Origin of the sequence: Thermoleptolyngbya oregonensis NK1-22 (assembly GCF_032705245.1) — a bacterium.
Classification (GTDB): Bacteria; Cyanobacteriota; Cyanobacteriia; order Elainellales; family Elainellaceae; genus Thermoleptolyngbya; species Thermoleptolyngbya sichuanensis.
The window spans coordinates 2,614,629-2,631,251 of record NZ_CP053540.1 but is presented as its reverse complement, the minus strand read 5'-3'; the positions used below and the strand labels follow the sequence as shown (position 1 = coordinate 2,631,251).

The 16,623-nt window shown below is 58.2% G+C and carries 14 protein-coding genes; 8 read left to right on the top strand and 6 right to left on the bottom strand.

Going from position 1 to position 16,623, the window contains the following annotated elements:
• Nucleotides 1-25: 25 nt before the first annotated feature.
• The gene (locus HNI00_RS11340; RefSeq protein WP_316793377.1) at nucleotides 26-1,192 is read right to left on the bottom strand and encodes a hypothetical protein; all 1,167 of its coding nucleotides are present in this window, start codon (nucleotides 1,190-1,192) and stop codon (nucleotides 26-28) included.
• 598 nt (nucleotides 1,193-1,790) lie between these two features.
• Between HNI00_RS11340 and HNI00_RS11335 the strand changes: the two genes are divergently transcribed.
• The 3 genes from HNI00_RS11335 to HNI00_RS11325 all read left to right on the top strand — a co-directional run bounded on the left by HNI00_RS11335 (nucleotide 1,791) and on the right by HNI00_RS11325 (nucleotide 4,115).
• Nucleotides 1,791-3,221, top strand: coding sequence for a form I ribulose bisphosphate carboxylase large subunit (locus HNI00_RS11335; RefSeq protein WP_172355939.1), 1,431 nt, complete (start codon nucleotides 1,791-1,793; stop codon nucleotides 3,219-3,221).
• Between the two features lie 139 nt (nucleotides 3,222-3,360).
• Nucleotides 3,361-3,750 (top strand): RuBisCO chaperone RbcX, encoded by a 390-nt coding sequence (gene rcbX / locus HNI00_RS11330; RefSeq protein WP_316793375.1) that lies wholly within the window; start codon nucleotides 3,361-3,363, stop codon nucleotides 3,748-3,750.
• Between the two features lie 8 nt (nucleotides 3,751-3,758).
• Nucleotides 3,759-4,115, top strand: coding sequence for a ribulose bisphosphate carboxylase small subunit (locus HNI00_RS11325; RefSeq protein WP_172355935.1), 357 nt, complete (start codon nucleotides 3,759-3,761; stop codon nucleotides 4,113-4,115).
• A gap of 128 nt (nucleotides 4,116-4,243) precedes the next feature.
• Here the strand turns inward: HNI00_RS11325 and HNI00_RS11320 are convergent, their stop codons facing one another.
• The 3 genes from HNI00_RS11320 to cruF all read right to left on the bottom strand — a co-directional run bounded on the left by HNI00_RS11320 (nucleotide 4,244) and on the right by cruF (nucleotide 7,364).
• A complete protein-coding gene (locus HNI00_RS11320) occupies nucleotides 4,244-5,029 on the bottom strand; it encodes a ZIP family metal transporter (RefSeq protein ID WP_316793373.1) in 786 nt (261 codons plus the stop codon).
• A gap of 206 nt (nucleotides 5,030-5,235) precedes the next feature.
• Nucleotides 5,236-6,453: a 2'-O-glycosyltransferase CruG gene (gene cruG / locus HNI00_RS11315; RefSeq protein ID WP_316793372.1), complete on the bottom strand. Its 1,218-nt coding sequence runs from the start codon at nucleotides 6,451-6,453 to the stop codon at nucleotides 5,236-5,238.
• Nucleotides 6,450-7,364 (bottom strand): gamma-carotene 1'-hydroxylase CruF, encoded by a 915-nt coding sequence (gene cruF / locus HNI00_RS11310; RefSeq protein WP_316793370.1) that lies wholly within the window; start codon nucleotides 7,362-7,364, stop codon nucleotides 6,450-6,452. Before cruF ends, cruG begins: the two co-directional genes overlap by 4 nt.
• Nucleotides 7,365-7,811: 447 nt before the next feature.
• Here cruF and HNI00_RS11305 point away from each other — a divergent pair, with 447 nt between their 5' ends.
• The gene (locus tag HNI00_RS11305; protein WP_316793368.1) at nucleotides 7,812-8,984 is read left to right on the top strand and encodes a hypothetical protein; all 1,173 of its coding nucleotides are present in this window, start codon (nucleotides 7,812-7,814) and stop codon (nucleotides 8,982-8,984) included.
• Between the two features lie 52 nt (nucleotides 8,985-9,036).
• Here the strand turns inward: HNI00_RS11305 and HNI00_RS11300 are convergent, their stop codons facing one another.
• Both HNI00_RS11300 and HNI00_RS11295 read right to left on the bottom strand, forming a co-directional pair.
• On the bottom strand, nucleotides 9,037-9,966 hold the full coding sequence (locus tag HNI00_RS11300; RefSeq protein ID WP_316793366.1) for a M15 family metallopeptidase: 930 nt from the start codon (nucleotides 9,964-9,966) through the stop codon (nucleotides 9,037-9,039).
• A 41-nt stretch (nucleotides 9,967-10,007) separates the two neighbouring features.
• Nucleotides 10,008-11,930 (bottom strand): polysaccharide deacetylase family protein, encoded by a 1,923-nt coding sequence (locus tag HNI00_RS11295; protein WP_316793364.1) that lies wholly within the window; start codon nucleotides 11,928-11,930, stop codon nucleotides 10,008-10,010.
• 374 nt (nucleotides 11,931-12,304) lie between these two features.
• On the opposite strand from HNI00_RS11295, the gene rfbC reads away from it, so the two are divergent.
• The 4 genes from rfbC to rfbB all read left to right on the top strand — a co-directional run bounded on the left by rfbC (nucleotide 12,305) and on the right by rfbB (nucleotide 16,170).
• The gene (gene rfbC / locus HNI00_RS11290) at nucleotides 12,305-12,850 is read left to right on the top strand and encodes a dTDP-4-dehydrorhamnose 3,5-epimerase (protein ID WP_316793362.1); all 546 of its coding nucleotides are present in this window, start codon (nucleotides 12,305-12,307) and stop codon (nucleotides 12,848-12,850) included.
• The gene (gene rfbD / locus HNI00_RS11285) at nucleotides 12,847-13,776 is read left to right on the top strand and encodes a dTDP-4-dehydrorhamnose reductase (RefSeq protein ID WP_316793360.1); all 930 of its coding nucleotides are present in this window, start codon (nucleotides 12,847-12,849) and stop codon (nucleotides 13,774-13,776) included. Before rfbC ends, rfbD begins: the two co-directional genes overlap by 4 nt.
• Before the next feature lie 103 nt (nucleotides 13,777-13,879).
• Nucleotides 13,880-14,953 (top strand): glucose-1-phosphate thymidylyltransferase, encoded by a 1,074-nt coding sequence (locus tag HNI00_RS11280; protein ID WP_316793358.1) that lies wholly within the window; start codon nucleotides 13,880-13,882, stop codon nucleotides 14,951-14,953.
• A gap of 119 nt (nucleotides 14,954-15,072) precedes the next feature.
• Entirely contained in the window at nucleotides 15,073-16,170 is a 1,098-nt protein-coding gene (rfbB, locus tag HNI00_RS11275) for a dTDP-glucose 4,6-dehydratase (protein WP_316793356.1), read from the top strand.
• The last annotated feature ends 453 nt before the right edge of the window (nucleotides 16,171-16,623 follow it).

Here is a 16,623-nt window from a genome sequence, read left to right as displayed (position 1 = left end):
TTCATTCTTCGTTCTTTCCGCTCTATCACTCTCCCACCACCGTCACCTCCACCAGCGTATTGTCACTGGGACGCGCAATCCCGCTATCCAGCGCCGGACGAAACTGCAAGCCCGTCTGTGCTAAGCATTGCACCAGTTGCGTGTAAGCATAGTTTGTGGGCGCGGGCTGCTGCACCTCCGCACGAGACACACGCCCGTCTGCCTCAACCGCCAGTCGCAGCGTCACGGGAGCGCCAAAGCCCGCCACACTGTCCGGAAAAAGTGGGCAAAAGTTGGGCTGGGTCGGGTCGGCGAGGACGCTGATGCGGCTGTTCAGCAGTTCGGCATTGTCTTCGGGGATGTCGGCAGTGTCCTCAGGCGAGAGGTACCGCACTGCGGCCACGCTCAGCGTCAGGCTGGTGGGCGTGGGCTGGCGACCAATCACCACTTCGCCCAGGTCGTCTCCCGTGCCGGAGTCTGGGCCGCTGGCAGGTGTGTCGATGCCCGGTGCGGCGCTGCCTGGGACAGGATTCGCAGCCACATCTCCGGGGTTATTGACCGGGTTGCCGTCCCCTGTCGGAGTTTGTCCCGGTGTGGGGAAGGGTGGCTCAGTGGACTCGCTAGGCGATCCCGCTTCAGGAAAAGGACGTGGAGGCGGCAACGGCTCTCGCCCCAAAACTGGCGGCGGCTCTGGCGGAACGAACGGCGATGGCTGCACCGGGGCGGGCGACGGCGGCTGGGGCGTTGGTGTGGGGGTTGGGATGGGCGTTGGAGGTGACACCACAGGAGGTGGCGCGATTGGGCTAGCCGGTGGTATTTCCACGGGCGCAGGAGCAAGCACCGCAGGCGGGATAGCAGCGGGCGCAGGCGGCGGGGCCACCGGAAGAGGGGGCGGCGCTGGGGTCGCAGCAGGGGGCGGGGCAGGCACTTCAGCCGGGGCTGGGGCGACAGGGCTAGCGGGCACGGTTGCAGGATCAGGAGTGGTGTCTGGGGCGATCGCCCCCACATCGATCAGTTCAATCGGAGTCGCCGCGCCTCCCCCTCTAGACCGCTCAACGGCAGTCTTCAGCGAGGGCAGCACCGCCAGCAGCAGTAGAATATGCAGCACCACCGACCCCGACCACACCCGCGACCACAGTCCAGACGGATCTTGATGCCGCCGCTGCACGGGCACTGGAAACGGGGAAAAATCGCTGGCGGGGGAATGCGTCATGGGGAATGCAGGGGGCGTGCATCATCTGGGTGCATCATCTGGGAAGTGCAGAAGGGCGATCGCAAAATGCTTCAACCGAATCATTTAACCGCCCCGCGTTGTCAAACTGGAGCTTCAGGACGAAAAAGCGGGAAGCGATATCCCATCCGATCATAACGAGTTGTAACGAAATAGACGGCTTGTCGTCTCAGATGTCCTCATCCGGTTTTGACCTGCCTCGTTTGTACACTGCTAAGTTGGAGCATGGCAGGGCTTCGCAGTCGCTTGCCGTGTCCAAAAATCTTAAAAAATAGTTAAGAACCTTTAGAAATATAAATGCAGGTTATTGAGAGGCCAAGAAGTTTCAACTTTTAGCTTATTGAATCGGTTTCATTCCCTGATATATTTTGTCTTGAACCCGTGATCAGGGCAGTTTGCAGGTCGCTCAACGTCAAGTCTGTTCAACCCTTTGCCCTGAACATAAAGACTTTGTTAATGCCAGTCCGCTGCGTCTGAGAGTACGCGCTGAGAGTGCAGCTAGCGGTATGTCGCCTGTGTAAGTTTTACACGGGCAGGGTTTCATACGCTCTGAAAACAGTGATTCACAGGAAGGGAAACGATGTCTTATTCGCAAACCAAGACCCAGGCAAAAGCTGGGTATCAGGCTGGGGTTAAGGACTACCGCCTGACGTATTACACCCCCGACTACACGCCCAAAGACACGGACATTCTGGCCGCCTTCCGGGTCACCCCCCAGCCCGGTGTGCCGCCCGAAGAAGCGGGCGCAGCCGTTGCGGCTGAGTCCTCCACCGGCACCTGGACAACGGTGTGGACCGATTTGCTGACTGACCTCGATCGTTACAAGGGTCGTTGCTACGACATTGAACCTGTCCGCGGCGAAGACAACCAGTTCATTGCCTACATCGCCTATCCGCTGGATCTGTTTGAAGAAGGCTCTGTCACCAACATGCTTACCTCTATTGTGGGTAACGTGTTTGGTTTCAAAGCGCTGAAAGCCCTGCGTCTGGAAGATTTGCGAATTCCCGTAGCCTACCTGAAAACCTTCCAGGGCCCACCCCACGGCATCCAGGTTGAGCGCGACAAGATTAACAAGTATGGTCGTCCCCTGCTGGGCTGCACCATCAAGCCCAAACTCGGTCTGTCGGCGAAGAACTACGGTCGTGCCGTGTACGAGTGTCTGCGTGGTGGTCTAGACTTCACCAAAGATGACGAAAACATCAACTCCCAGCCCTTCCAGCGCTGGCGCGATCGCTTCACCTTCGTGGCTGAAGCCATCCACAAAGCTCAGGCTGAAACGGGCGAAATCAAGGGTCACTACCTGAACGTGACTGCTGCTACCTGCGAAGAAATGCTCAAGCGGGCTGAGTATGCTAAAGAACTCAACATGCCCATCATCATGCATGACTTCTTGACCGCAGGCTTCACCGCCAACACCACCCTGTCCAAGTGGTGCCGCGACAACGGCGTTCTGCTGCACATTCACCGCGCCATGCACGCCGTGATCGACCGCCAGAAGAACCACGGGATGCACTTCCGCGTGTTGGCAAAGTGCTTGCGGATGTCTGGCGGCGACCACATCCATACTGGAACCGTGGTGGGCAAGCTGGAGGGCGACAAAGCTGTTACCCTCGGCTTTGTGGATCTGCTCCGCGAAAACTACGTCGAGCGCGACCCCTCCAAGGGCATCTACTTCACCCAAGACTGGGCTTCTATGCCTGGCGTGATGGCAGTTGCTTCTGGTGGTATCCACGTTTGGCATATGCCCGCGCTGGTAGAAATCTTCGGCGACGATGCAGTGCTTCAGTTTGGTGGTGGTACGCTGGGTCACCCTTGGGGCAACGCACCGGGCGCGACGGCAAACCGCGTGGCCCTGGAAGCCTGCTTGCAAGCTCGAAACGAAGGCCGCGACCTAATGCGCGAAGGTGGCGACATCATCCGCGAAGCCTGCCGCTGGTCGCCTGAGCTGGCTACCGCTTGCGAACTGTGGAAGGAAATCAAGTTCGAGTTTGAGGCGGTGGATACCGTCTGATGAGAAGGGCTGGCAGATGAGGAATAGGGAATGAATTGATGCTTGGTTTACGCTCTCAGCCATGAATTGAGGGTATAAGTATTAGCACTCATTCTTTATTCCTCTGAGTTCAACCTTTCACCCCTTTGGGGTCAACTGCATGGATCTCAAACAGATCGCCAAAGATACGAGCAAGACGCTGATCAGCTACCTGACGTTTCAGGCAATGCGGACAGTGATGGCTCAGCTTAGTGAAACTGATCCGCCCCGCGCCCTCCGGCTGCATGAATTTTCTTGCCGCGAACGAATCGAAAACAGCGAGGCCTACCTCCAGGCTTTGTTCAGAGAGGATCAGGCCCTTGCCTTTCGGATCTTGACCGTGCGAGAACATATTGCTGAGGAGATTGCCGAGTTTCTGCCAGAGATGCTCCGTACAGGCATTCAGCAGGCAAATACGGAGCGACGCTGTGAGCAGCTTGAGCGAATGACGCAGCTTGACCCCGGTGCTACCAGTACGCATCCAGAACAAGATTCAACGTCTGAAGAATAGAGGAATCCATGAAGACTTTACCGAAAGAGCGCCGGTACGAAACCTTTTCCTACCTGCCTCCACTGACCGACGCGCAGATCGCCCGTCAAATCCAGTACACCCTCGATCAGGGCTATTTCCCGTGCATTGAGTTCAACGAAGACTCTGCGGCTGAGATGCACTACTGGACGATGTGGAAGTTGCCCCTGTTTAACGCGACTTCTCCGCAGGAAGTGCTGAATGAGGTGCAGCAGTGCCGCTCAGAGTTCCCGAACTGCTACATTCGCGTGGTGGCGTTTGACAACATCAAGCAGTGCCAGGTGATGAGCTTCATCGTTCACAAGCCCGGTAGCAACAACAGCTATGGCGGTGGCTATCGCTACTAATGCTTGATTGGCTAATGCCCGGTTGATTGGTGGCTAGAGTTGCGAATTAGTAGGGAGGTGTTGCGTGGGTTAGTCCATGCAGCACCTTCGCTTTTGGGGAGCGGCATCGCCCCACTATCGAACGCTCCTCACCCAACCGTCACATCCAGCACCATCATCAGCACAAAGCCCACCATCACGCCGACAGTTGCGGCTTTTTCGTAGCCTAATCGGTGCGATTCAGGAATGATTTCATCGCTGATGACAAACAGCATCGCGCCCGCTGCAAAGCCCATCGCCAGCGGCAAGATTGCTGAAAACAAAGAAACCGCCATCGCCCCCAAGATGCCACCCACCAGTTCCACTAGGCCTGTGAGCAAGCTGACGAATAGCGCTCTGGGCTTGGAGTAATTTTCAGACAGCAGCGAAATAGCAACCACCAGCCCTTCGGGAATATTTTGCAGGGCGATGCCCAGCGCTAGCGCAATGCCGTTGGAAATATCGTCGCCGCCAAAGCCTACGCCAACTGCCAAACCTTCAGGAAAATTGTGAATGGCGATCGCCATCACAAATAGCCACACCCGCTTCAGGTTCATGGCGCTGCTGCCCTCACGCCCCTTGAAAAAATGTTCGTGGGGGAAATAGCGATGGCTCAGCCAGAGGAAGAGTCCGCCCAGCCCGATGCCCAGCGACACAATCAGCGCAGCGTAGGCGTTGCTACCCGTCCGCTCCATTGCTGCTTCCAGTCCTGGAATCACCAGCGAAAATGCCGTTGCCGCCAGCATTACGCCCGCCCCAAAGCCCAGCAGGATGCCCTGGGTGTTCTTGCTAATTTTTTCAAATAGGAAAATGGGCAGTGCGCCTAGACCTGTGGCAAGGCCCGCAATGCCGCTGCCGAGGATGCCGAGGGTAATGGTGTCGAGAGAATTGAGCATGGGAAAGAGCGGTAGAGATAGAGGAAGGCAATGGGGCGATCGCCGCTGGTTATTTCAGGATCTCCGCCTCATTCCAGCACTTTAACCTTGGATTCCTCAAACCTCAGGACTTACGCACTTACAATAAGATTTCTGGGTTTTGGACGATTTCTCGCGGGCGAAGCCCACGAGAAATCGTCCAACTGCGTAAGGCCCTAAACTTTTCATCACTCATACTGTCGGCCGCGCCATTGGGTGGGTTTGCGGCTGGCAGAGCGGAGGATGCGGAGGGCAGCTAGCGGATCAGCGAGGGGAGAGAGCCAGAAAGCAAGAGGAAAGCGGCTGCCGGGGCGATCGTAGGCGGAGCGGATGCCGAAGTGGGTGCCGAGGCGCAGCAGGAGCAAACAGAGGTTGAGTGCTAGCAGGGCGAGGAGGGTTGGCGAGGCAGCAGTAGGACGGACTGCCAGAATCGTTAGCACCGCCGGAACCAGTAGCCAGGGTAGCGCCTGCACCGCAAGCAAAAACGCTACGTCGCTCCAGGTTTGAGCGGGGGTGCTGGCATCTTTGAGATCGAGCGATCGCCCCCATTCGCGCCAGGTTTCACCCATGCCCTCGTACATGCGGACTTTCAGCAGGCTGGAACCGTCGAGAAAGCCGACCTTTGCGCCGCGCCGGGCCGCCTCGCGTACCAGCGTCACGTCATCGCAAAAGGACTGGCGGGCACAGGTGTAGCCGTTGAGGGAGTCTAAGAGCGATCGCCGAATCAGGCAACACTGACCATTCGCCATCGTGCGCTCAGGCGCGTCGGCCGGACTCCCCGCCGCCCCAAACCGATAGATCAGCGTCATCAGCAGCGCAGGCTGTAGCCACCATTCCCCTGGCTGCTTCAAGATAAATCGCGGCGCAAGGGTAATCAGGTCATACTGATCTGCCTGAGCTGCCCGGAGCAATGCTGGAATCAGCCCCGGCTGCGGCTGTGTGTCGGCATCGATGCCCAAGATCCACTCGCTATGGGGGCTGTGCAGATAGCCGGTGTGAAGCGCCCAGGGACGACCAACCCAGCCCGCAGGCAGCGGATCGTCGTATACCACGCGAAATCGCGGATCGCGCTGGGCAACGGCTTTCACCAAATCCACAGTGCCGTCCTGGGAATGGCTATCGACCACAATCACTTCCCGCAGTTCATAGCCCTGGCGAGTCAGCCCATTCAAACAGGGCTGGAGCCGATGCGCTTCATTCAGCGTGGGAATCACAACGCTGACGCTGCCCAGCATAGCTGGCGTTGCGCTTTGGGGATGCAGGGGCGCAGTACGACGGGCGGCGCTGAGCAGACGGGTCAGCAGGATTGCCGTGGCAGGAAGTTGGATGAGTAAGAGGAGGAGGGCGATCGCCCCAAGCCAGCCAGTGAGATCAGCTTGCAACGGTGCCAGGTTTAGATCGCTCAATTGGCACTCGCTCCGACGCGGACTGAAGGCTTTATGGATGCTTCGGCGGCTGCCGATTTTTCACTCAGCAGGTAGCTCTGCCGCCAGCACAGCACCGCCGGAATCACACCCAGCAAAATGCCCAGCAGCACCGGAATCCAGAACCCAAAGGCGAGGCTCATTACCATTGCAAAGGCGAAGTTGCCCAAATAAACCGTCAGCGGAAAGTTCAGTTGGCTCGCTTGAGGCTTGGCAACGTTCCGCCCCCACAGCAGCACCGCGACGGTCATAAACACCGCTCCCGTGCCCAGCCAGCCAACGAAGTTCTGATACGGCATTCCAAAAAACGCACCGGGCTGGTGCCAATACCAGAACGGCATCGCGGTCTGGCTCATAGCGGGGTCTAGCACAAAGTCCCAAGAGGTGAGCAGTAGCGCCCCCAGGAACACCGCCGCCGCTCCCCGCGCAACGGTCAGAAACCCAGATGTAGGCTTGTCTGTCTCCAGCCCTGCCCGCGCCAGCAGGTAGGACGACAGCCCCAGGTAGTACCAGGACAGCGGAATCGTGAAGGGAACCAGGCCGTTAATTTTGTAGCCCAAGCCGCTGAGATAGCTGTAGTGTCCAAAGGGAAAGCCCGTGCTGGTGCCCAGCAGTTCGCTGGTGAGGGACAGCCCCACAGAGCAGACGAGGAACGTGAGCCACGCCCGCAGACCGAGCGTCCGGTAGGCATAAATCGAAACGGCGATCGCCCCCAGCAGGATATACACCACGCCGCCGCCCGCCATACTCCAGCGAAACAGCGTTTGACCAGCGGGCACATGGGTCAAAAATTCGGGATGGGGCATCACCAGCAGCAGACCTGCCAGCCCAAACGCCATCGCCACCAAATGCCCAATCAAACACGCCCGCTCAATTCCAACCAATCTCTGCATAGTTGCTCCGTGTAGGCTTGCGCTCAGTCTAGTAGGCTTAACGTATTGCTTGAGCTAATCAATCGACCATCAACTGAACCGATAAAGTACGCGAGAACCCGCCGTCTACCAAATCCTAGAATCCAAGCAGCGTGGGCGGATTGCAGCGCTAAAGAATTCTGGAAGGAATATGGGACGCAGGAAACCTGACACTTACGATTCTGCGACTACGACTTTGAAGATTTAGGGACAGTTGATCGCAATAACAGCATCGCAATAACAGCTTTTATAAAAATTAAAAAATTAGGAATTCCGAGTGCATCCTAACGCAGAATAATAAGGTTTGTAAATTTATCTCTGACCTAAGACGATTGCTTCAAGGAACCGGGGTTGTCCAGCCTTCTGGTGTAGTCTTCTGGTGTAATAGTCTGAAGAGTCTGAAGGGCGATAGTTGGGAGCATAACGGACGTGGGAATCATCACAACGGGATTGGGGATTGCAGCAGGGCTGGTGGGACTGGGGGCGATCGCCTGGGAAGCCCAGTTTCGCCGTCGTCCGGGCAATGCACTGGTACTCACTCCCGGCGAGTGGAACCTGGATGTCTACGAGCCGGATCGCTACGTGCTGGTGGGCGATGTGGAGTTTCGCAACCTGACCGAGCGGCTAGAAATCATGGTGCCCCACGTAGAGGCCGAGGTGACGCTGCTTTCCAAAGACTCCCTCGACGGCATTACGCACCGCATCTGGGTCACGCCGAAACACGCCGACGCGCCCGCCCGCGCCGATGGCTACTGGTTTGGCTATATCGTCAAAGTTGGCAAGACGACCCATGCCGAAGTAACGCTGGAGATCAAAGGCCCCGACCTCAGCAGCCTGCAAGCCGCCTGGGTGCGGATTCACTACATCACCTACGGCCCCCAGGGCCGCATTCCCAAGGTGCGTCATGTGATGGTGCCGCTGAAGTTTCCCAGCAGCGAAGACTCGCACCGCTGGCGACCCACCGCCGCTGCCGACGTGCTGCCCATTCGCACCCACCTGCTGACACATTTGGATGATCCCGTAACGGTGGTGAAGCGCTACGTCATGCCCCACGCCCAGCCCGGCGACGTAGTGACCATTGGCGAAACGCCCGTCGCCATTATGCAAGACCGCTTTCATCATCCCTCGGAAATCAAACCCGGCTGGCTGGCCAAGCGCCTGTGCTACTACTTTTTGCCCACCTCCAGCCTGGCTACGGCCTGCGGAATGCAAACGCTGGTGAACATCGTCGGGCCGTGGCGCGTGGCGGGGGCATTTTTGCTGGGGGCGATCGCCAAAAAGTTCCTCAAAAAACCGGGCTTGTTCTACCAGCTTGCGGGCGAGCAGGCAAGGCTGATCGACGACGTGACGGGCACACTGCCGCCCTACGACCAGTTCATCGTGCTGGGGCCCGAAAATCCACAGCAGGTGGTTGACCAGATCAAGCGCGAAACCGGACTGGCGGCGGCAATCGTCGATGTGAACGACCTGAAAGCCGTGAAAGTGCTGGCCGCCACCGCCGGACTCACCGACGAGTTTCTAACCCAGGCGCTAATCAGCAACCCCGCCGGAAACGCCGACGAGCAAACCCCCGTTGTCCTCATCCGCCCCGTGAAAAGCTGATTTACCCCACTCTAAAATCCAAAATCCAAAACCCAAAATCCAAAATCAACCTCTACCCCACGCTCCTGACCTCAGACTTGGCAGGTTCAAACAGCCGCCGTGCCTCCGGAGTGCCGACGTAGCGCCAGTGCCAGGGTTCGTACTGCACGCCCTGGGGATTATTTTCAGGAAAGGATAGCTCAAAGCCAAACTCGGCCGCGCGGCGCGTGAGCCACGCATAGGCCGCCGTTTTGCCAAAGGCCTGGCTGATGTCCATCGCCCGCGCCAGCCCGTCCGACAGGTCAATGGCATAGCCTGTGTGGTGTTCGCTGTGGCCAGGGGGAGCCACCGCCCGTGCTGCTGCTTCTGCTGAGCCGTACTGATGGGTTTTCATGCGAAACAGGCGAGTTTGCCGCTCATAGTCCCGAAACCCCGACACGGGCACAATCCACACGCCCTCCAGCCGGGCCGCGTCGATCATCTGTAGCAGTGCTAGCCCCGCATCGGTGTGCAACTGCTCAAACCGCTGGGCCACGTCCTGGGAATAGCTGGCGACGACCATCAAATCCGCTGGGTCGGCTTCGGCAAAGGCGAAGTGTCCGTAGCGGGGCAGCGGTCGGGGGGCCCGGCCTTCGTCACGGTCTTCGGTCAGATCTCCGGCAGGATTCGCTGAAGTGGAGAGGGCGATCGCCCCTGGGTTTTCCCGTTGCCCCACGATCTGGCCAGCCTGGATCTCCAGCCAGGGTAGGCGACCCACGCGCAGCAGCGGATTCCACACTGAGGGGTTCCCCAGCGAATGTAGGCCCAATGCCCCCAGCAAAACCCCCAGCCCCAGCAGCAGCGGCAGCCAGAACCGCCCAACCCACCGCTTCAACGCATGGGGCGATCGCCCGCTGGTTGACGCACTGCGCCAGCCCAGGGGTCGAGGACGCACCCAGACCGTCGGCTTGGGCGGCTTGGGCGATTCAGTCGGCTGTGAAGAGGAGGTCGCAGGTTGAGTCATGACAGATTTCAGGAATCATCGGCACAGGAATCGCAGGGGACTTATCGAGGAACCGAATCCAGCGGCGCAGTGCCCGGTACAAACGCGGTGAGGGCATCCAGACAGCGATCGCGCCCATTGCAGCCAGACTCGGCCCTGGCCACAGGAAGTTCACTACAGCCCTGCGCCATCTCGCTTTCGACGGGCGGAAACAGCGCAACGGCGTGGGGCACGGGGCGGGGCGTATAGTCCACCAGCAACTCATCTCCGTGGGCCAACGACGCGCTTGCACCCGAATCCAGCATCACCACTTCCCGCAGCCCTGCCCGACTCAGCAGTTCGCCCAGCGCCACCGAATCGACCCGCTCCTTGGACACACCCACCACGGGCTGTCCTGCCTGGTCGATGCCCCAAAACGCCCGGTGGCGCGGCACGTCGAAGCCAAACAAATCCCGGAAGGAGGCGGGCGATCGCCCCTTTCCATCCTTCACCAGCCACGCCCCGGCCACAAAGGCATCCGTCACGTCGGGCATCAGCTTGCGAATTCCTGCCAGCGTGTTGTGCTGCTGCGGGTTGAAAGGGACAAACTTCACGCCAGCAGGCCCAACCAGCACCAGCGGCCGACCGCCGATTTTGGAAATATCCCAGGCACTCCCCGGCACAAACTGCCCTGTGTTCTGGCTATAAACCGGGCCAATCATGACGTTGGAATCGAGATACTTCATCGAAAAGAAGCCGCCATCTACCGCCGCAACGGCGGGCGTGTTGGCAATAATTTCAGACACTTGATAGCGGCTGTCGGCGTGGAGCGTCACGGGGCGGCCGCCAGAAAACAGCACCAGCCGCACGCCGTCTAGCTCTAGCTGGCGCTTGCGAACCGGAGCCGTGAAGTTGAAGGCGCTGCCCGGAGGTGGCAAGGGTGCGCCGCCGTCGGCCTGGGCGATCGCCATCGACAGTTTCGACTGGCCCAGGCGGTCGATGCTCAGCAAATCCTCCGATTCGTTGGCAAACCGATCGACCTGGTTGCTCATGGTCAGCGCCGAGCGATAGCCCGCTTGCCGCACGGCTGCCTTTACCCGCTCGTCGTAGTTGCCTTCGGGATAGACAAAGTGCTTTACCGAAACGCCCAGCTTTTCTTCCAAAATGCGCTTGGATTCCGTCACTTCCCAGCGCAGTTCAGGGTCGTCCAAATCAGCCAGGTTTTTGGGATGGGTGATGCTGTGGGAGGCGATCGCCACCAGCGGGTCGGCCGCCATCTCCCGCAGTTGGGCCCAGGTCAGCCCCGGTCGCCCATAGTTGCGCTCCACTTTGCCTGTGTAGATCGCAAACACGCCGGGATAGCCATACTGCTTCAGCAGCGGGTAAACGTGTTCGTAATGCCCCAAATAGCCATCGTCAAAGCTCAGCAGCACAGGCTTCGGCGGCAGCGGTGCGCCCGTGGCCAGGTGCGCCACCAGTTGATCCAGATGAATCGGGGTCAGTCCGTTGTCCCGAATGGCTTGCAGGTGCGCTTCAAACTCTGCTGGGGTGACATCAAAAAACACCTCTTTGCGGGGCAGCACGTCGTGATACATCAGCACAGGCACACGCCCCAGCCGCGCCTGCGGGTGAATCTGGGGAAATGGAGCCGCCAGCGGCAGTGCCCTCAGCATATCGCTCACGCTGGAGAACAACGGCGCTGAATGCCCCCCAGCGTTGCTCGCCAAAGGCCCCGCTACCTCAGCTTCCTGGGCAACGGGCCGATTCACCGGACACTCGGTTCCAAACCGCCTTACCTCAGATTCTGCGGCCCTATCTAACGGCTCCGCAGCGCTGCCTACGCCCAGCCCACCCAGCGACAGGCTGCCTGCCAGCAGTAGGGCGATTCGCAAAGCAATCCCTACGGGAAGCGCCTGTCTAATCCATCGCTGCGTCACTCCTCGAACCCCGGCAAGGGAGCGCTCCCTCAGCCCAACGAACCCGCCCCGTCTGCGAGACCGCGCCATAGAGATTCAGTTATAAAAATACATCTGCCGCTACATGTAACGGATTGCGAAGCCGATCCCAGGTGCGCTAGCCGACATCTACCAAAGCTTCACCTGTTGCTAATTTTTTCTTAATCTTTTTCCAAACTCTGCTGACCGCGCCTTTTCCCGTAGCTTTACTGAATCTAGATTGCATTCGTTAACAATCGAAGCTCAGCGGGCACTCTAGGTCTGTGCTGGGGCTGCGCTAAGGCTGCGCTGGCGTAATTTGCACATGACTCCGTGACATGAGTAGGGATACATAAACTAAGGATGGCGGGGTGCGGGGTGCGGGCAAATGGATTGCGAGCGATCGCGCTAAGTGAATGCAACCGAGTGAAATGCGAGAGGCTTGAATGAACGTCGTTCCGACCGAAATTCCCGACGTGCTGATCCTGGAACCCAAGGTGTTTGGGGACAGTCGCGGCTTTTTTTTTGAGAGCTACAACGAGCAGGTTTTTCAAGACAAAACTGGGCTAAGGCTTCGGTTTGTGCAGGATAACTATTCCCGCTCTGCTAAAAACGTGCTGCGGGGAATGCATTACCAAATTCAGCAAACTCAGGGAAAGCTGGTGCGCGTTACCGTGGGCACAATCTTCGATGTGGCGCTCGATTTGCGAAAATCCTCGCGCACCTTTGGCATGTGGGTGAGTTGCGAACTGAGCGCCGAAAACAAGCGGCAGCTTTGGGTTCCGCCGGGATTTGCCCACGGGTTTGTGGTGGTGTCAGATTCTGCCGAAGTGTTGTATAAAACGACGGACTATTACGCGCCGCAGCACGAGCGCAGCATTTTGTGGAATGACCCCGATCTGGCGATCGCCTGGCCGTTGGAGGGCGAACCAATTCTCTCTGCCAAAGACCAAGCGGGTACGCCGTTCTGCGAGGCGGAGGTGTTTGCATGAGCCGGATTTTGATCACGGGCGCAACCGGGCAGGTGGGGCAAGAACTGGTGCGATCGCTCGCGCCCATTGGGGACGTGATTGCGTGCGATCGCACTCGCTTGAACCTTGCCGCGCCGGACACACTCAAGCAAACGATCTGCGAACTCCAGCCGGACGTAATTGTGAATGCGGCAGCCTACACTGCGGTAGATAAAGCAGAACAGGAACCAGAACTAGCAAATACCATTAACGGCATGGCTCCAAAAATCCTGGCGGAATGCTGCAAGGAAACAGGCGCATCCCTCATTCACATTTCCACAGATTACGTATTTGACGGCACGAAGAATACCCCCTATCTCGAAACCGATACGCCCAATCCCGTTGGCGCGTATGCTAAGTCGAAGCATTTGGGAGAGGTAGGGATTCAGGACGTGCTGGGCGATCGCCCCAATCAGTTCATGATTTTGCGAACGGCCTGGGTCTACGGCGTGTATGGCACAGGGAACTTTGTGAAGACTATGCTGCGCGTGGGCAGCAGCCGCGAAGAACTGCGCGTGGTCATGGATCAAATCGGCAGTCCCACCTGGGCGGCGGATCTGGCAGGGGCGATCGCAGGTTTCACCGTCCGCGCTCTGAATGCCTCTACGACCGCGCCCGCAGCCCCCATCGGCGGCATCTACCACGTTACGAATACGGGCGTGATTAGCTGGTACGACTTTGCAGTTGCCATTTTTGAAGAAGCCGAAGCCCTGGGCTATCCGCTCACCGTGCAGCGCGTCGTCCCCATCACCACCGACGAATATCCCCTGCCCGCGCCCCGCCCTGCCTATTCCGTGCTGTCGGGCAAAAAGACCGCCGCCCTGCTCGGAGACTCTCTCCCCTACTGGCGGCAAAGCCTGCGGCGAATGCTGGCTGACCTGCAAGCCGCTGTGCCCGCTCATTCCTAGAACCCTCCGCCCTTACCCAATCGTCCTCTAAAATCCAAGTCCAAAATCTAAAATCCAAAATCCAAAATCGCGACCGTTCTCATCCCTAACCTCTGGTGACCCCATGAAAGCCATCGTTCTCTCTGGCGGAAAAGGCACGCGCCTACGTCCTCTGACCTACACTGGCGCAAAGCAACTGGTTCCCGTGGCAAACAAGCCGATTCTCTGGTACGGCCTGGAGGCGATCGCCGCCTGCGGCATCACGGAAATCGGCATCATTATCAGCCCCGAAACGGGCGACGAGGTGAAGGCAAAAACGGGCGACGGCAGCCAGTTTGGTGCCCAGATTACCTACATCCTGCAAGACCAGCCTGCGGGTTTGGCCCATGCGGTCAAAATCGCCCAGCCATTTTTGGGCGACGCGCCGTTTGTCATGTACCTGGGTGACAACCTGGTAGAAGGCTGTCTGGACGGACTGGTGGATCAGTTTAAGACCAACACGCTGGACGCGCTGACGCTGCTGTGCGAAGTGCCAAATCCCACCGCCTTTGGCGTGGCCGAGGTGGATGAAACCGGGCGCATCCTGCGTTTAGTAGAAAAGCCCAAAGTGCCTCCGTCTAATCTGGCGCTGGTGGGGGTTTACCTGTTTTCGCCCAAGATTCACGAAGCGATCGCCCAGATCCAGCCCTCAGCCCGGGGCGAGTTGGAAATTACTGATGCTATCCAAAAGCTCATCGATTTGAATCACAAAGTCGAAGCCTTTAAGCTCCGGGGCTGGTGGCTCGACACCGGGAAAAAAGACGACTTGCTAGAAGCCAATCGGCTGATTCTGGACAACTACTTGCAGTCCAGCATTCGCGGCGATGTGGATGAGAGTAGTCAAATTTCTGGTCGTGTGGAAATCGGCGAAGGGGCCAAGATTGTGAACTCTACCATTCGCGGCCCCGTGTCCATTGGCAGGCATTGCCACATCGAAAACTGTTTCATCGGGCCCTACAGCAGCATTGCCGATGGCGTGACGCTGATCGAGACCGATCTGGAACACAGCGTTGTCCTACAACAGGCAAAAATCGTGGGCATTCACCAGCGCATTGTGGATAGCGTCATTGGTCAGCGGGCGAACCTGCGCGTTGCGCCTCAGCGGCCCAAGGCCCTGCGGTTTATGATTGGCGACGATTGCCAGATCGACCTGGCGTAGGGAATCGCGTAGTGTCTTGTTGAGGGAAGGGGTTCATCCCATCTCACCTCTGCTTACCTCAGGCATCCCAAAGCATCCCAAGATTAACTCCCCAACCTAATTCATCTCTTTCCCTTCCTATGACCTCCATCCTCCGCACCCCCCGCCGCATTCTGATCACTGGCGGCGCTGGCTTTATCGCGTCAAACTTGGTCTATCACTGGGCTGAGCAGTATCCGGGCGATCGCCTCGTTGTGTTGGACGCGCTCACCTACGCAGGCAACCGCAAAACGCTGGAACCCCTAGAAGCGAATCCCAACTTCCGGTTTGTGCAGGGGAATATCTGCGATCGCCCGCTGATTGACGCGCTATTGCGAGAAGAGGCGATCGACACAGTGGCCCATCTGGCGGCAGAATCCCACGTCGATCGCTCGATTCTTGGCCCGGCTGCGTTTGTGCAAACCAACGTCGTCGGCACGTTCACGCTGCTGGAAGCGTTTCGGCAGCATTGGGATGGCATGGGACAGCCCGACCACTTCCGATTTCTTCACGTTTCCACCGACGAGGTGTATGGCAGCCTGAACCCCGACGATCCGGCATTTAGCGAAACCACGCCCTACGCGCCCAACAGCCCCTATTCCGCCTCCAAAGCAGGCAGCGACCATCTGGCGCGGGCATATTTCCACACCTACGGGATGCCGACGCTGATTACCAACTGTTCCAACAACTATGGCCCGTTCCACTTTCCCGAAAAGCTGATTCCCCTGATGTGCATCAATATCCTGATGGGGCGGCCGCTGCCTGTGTATGGCGATGGGCAGAATGTACGCGACTGGCTGTATGTGGGCGACCACTGCCGAGCGCTGGATACGGTGATTCACCAGGCCAAACCAGGCGAAACCTACAACATCGGCGGCAACAATGAGGTAAAGAATATCGACTTGGTTCACAAGCTCTGTGACCTGATGGCGGAACTGGCCCCTAGCCTGCCCGCCGATCCCCGTTCGCTGATTACCTTTGTGAAAGACCGTCCGGGGCACGACCGCCGCTATGCCATCAACGCCACCAAAATCAGAACCGAACTGGGCTGGGAGCCTGCCGAAACGCTGGAAACCGGCCTCCGCAAGACGGTGCAGTGGTACCTGGACAACGCCGCTTGGTGGCAACCGCTGCTCTCGGCTGAATATCAGGATTATTATCAGCAGGTATACGCCTCGCGGCTGGCGCACGTCGGTTAATGCTAATGCTTTGAGCTACGGCGCTTTGCACGCAACTTGGAATGGTTTTGTAGTTGTTTGTGAATCGGCTTCTAGCGCTGTTTTTCAGCAAGCTGGGTCTGCTGATCTTGCTGCTGTTCTGGACAAGCGAGTTCGCCTTGCAGTTTTTGGTAGCTGGCGAGGCGTTTGGGATGGGCGTTTCGCGGGCGATCGCCCCTAGACTGCTGACCTTGCGACTCTGCTGCCTTGCGACTTTGTTGCCTTGCAACTCTATTGTCTTGCGACTTTGTTGCTTTACAACTCTGCCAATCTTGCGACTCTGTTGCAGCAGCACCTCAACTGCGCCAATTTCAACTGCGCCAATTGTCCGAGCCGCAACGCTAGCCGTAACTTGAACTAAAAATAGATAAGGATGCGCTGCGTATCGTGCAACACACCCTTATCTCAAGGCTATCAAACTTATTTTCGCTAAAC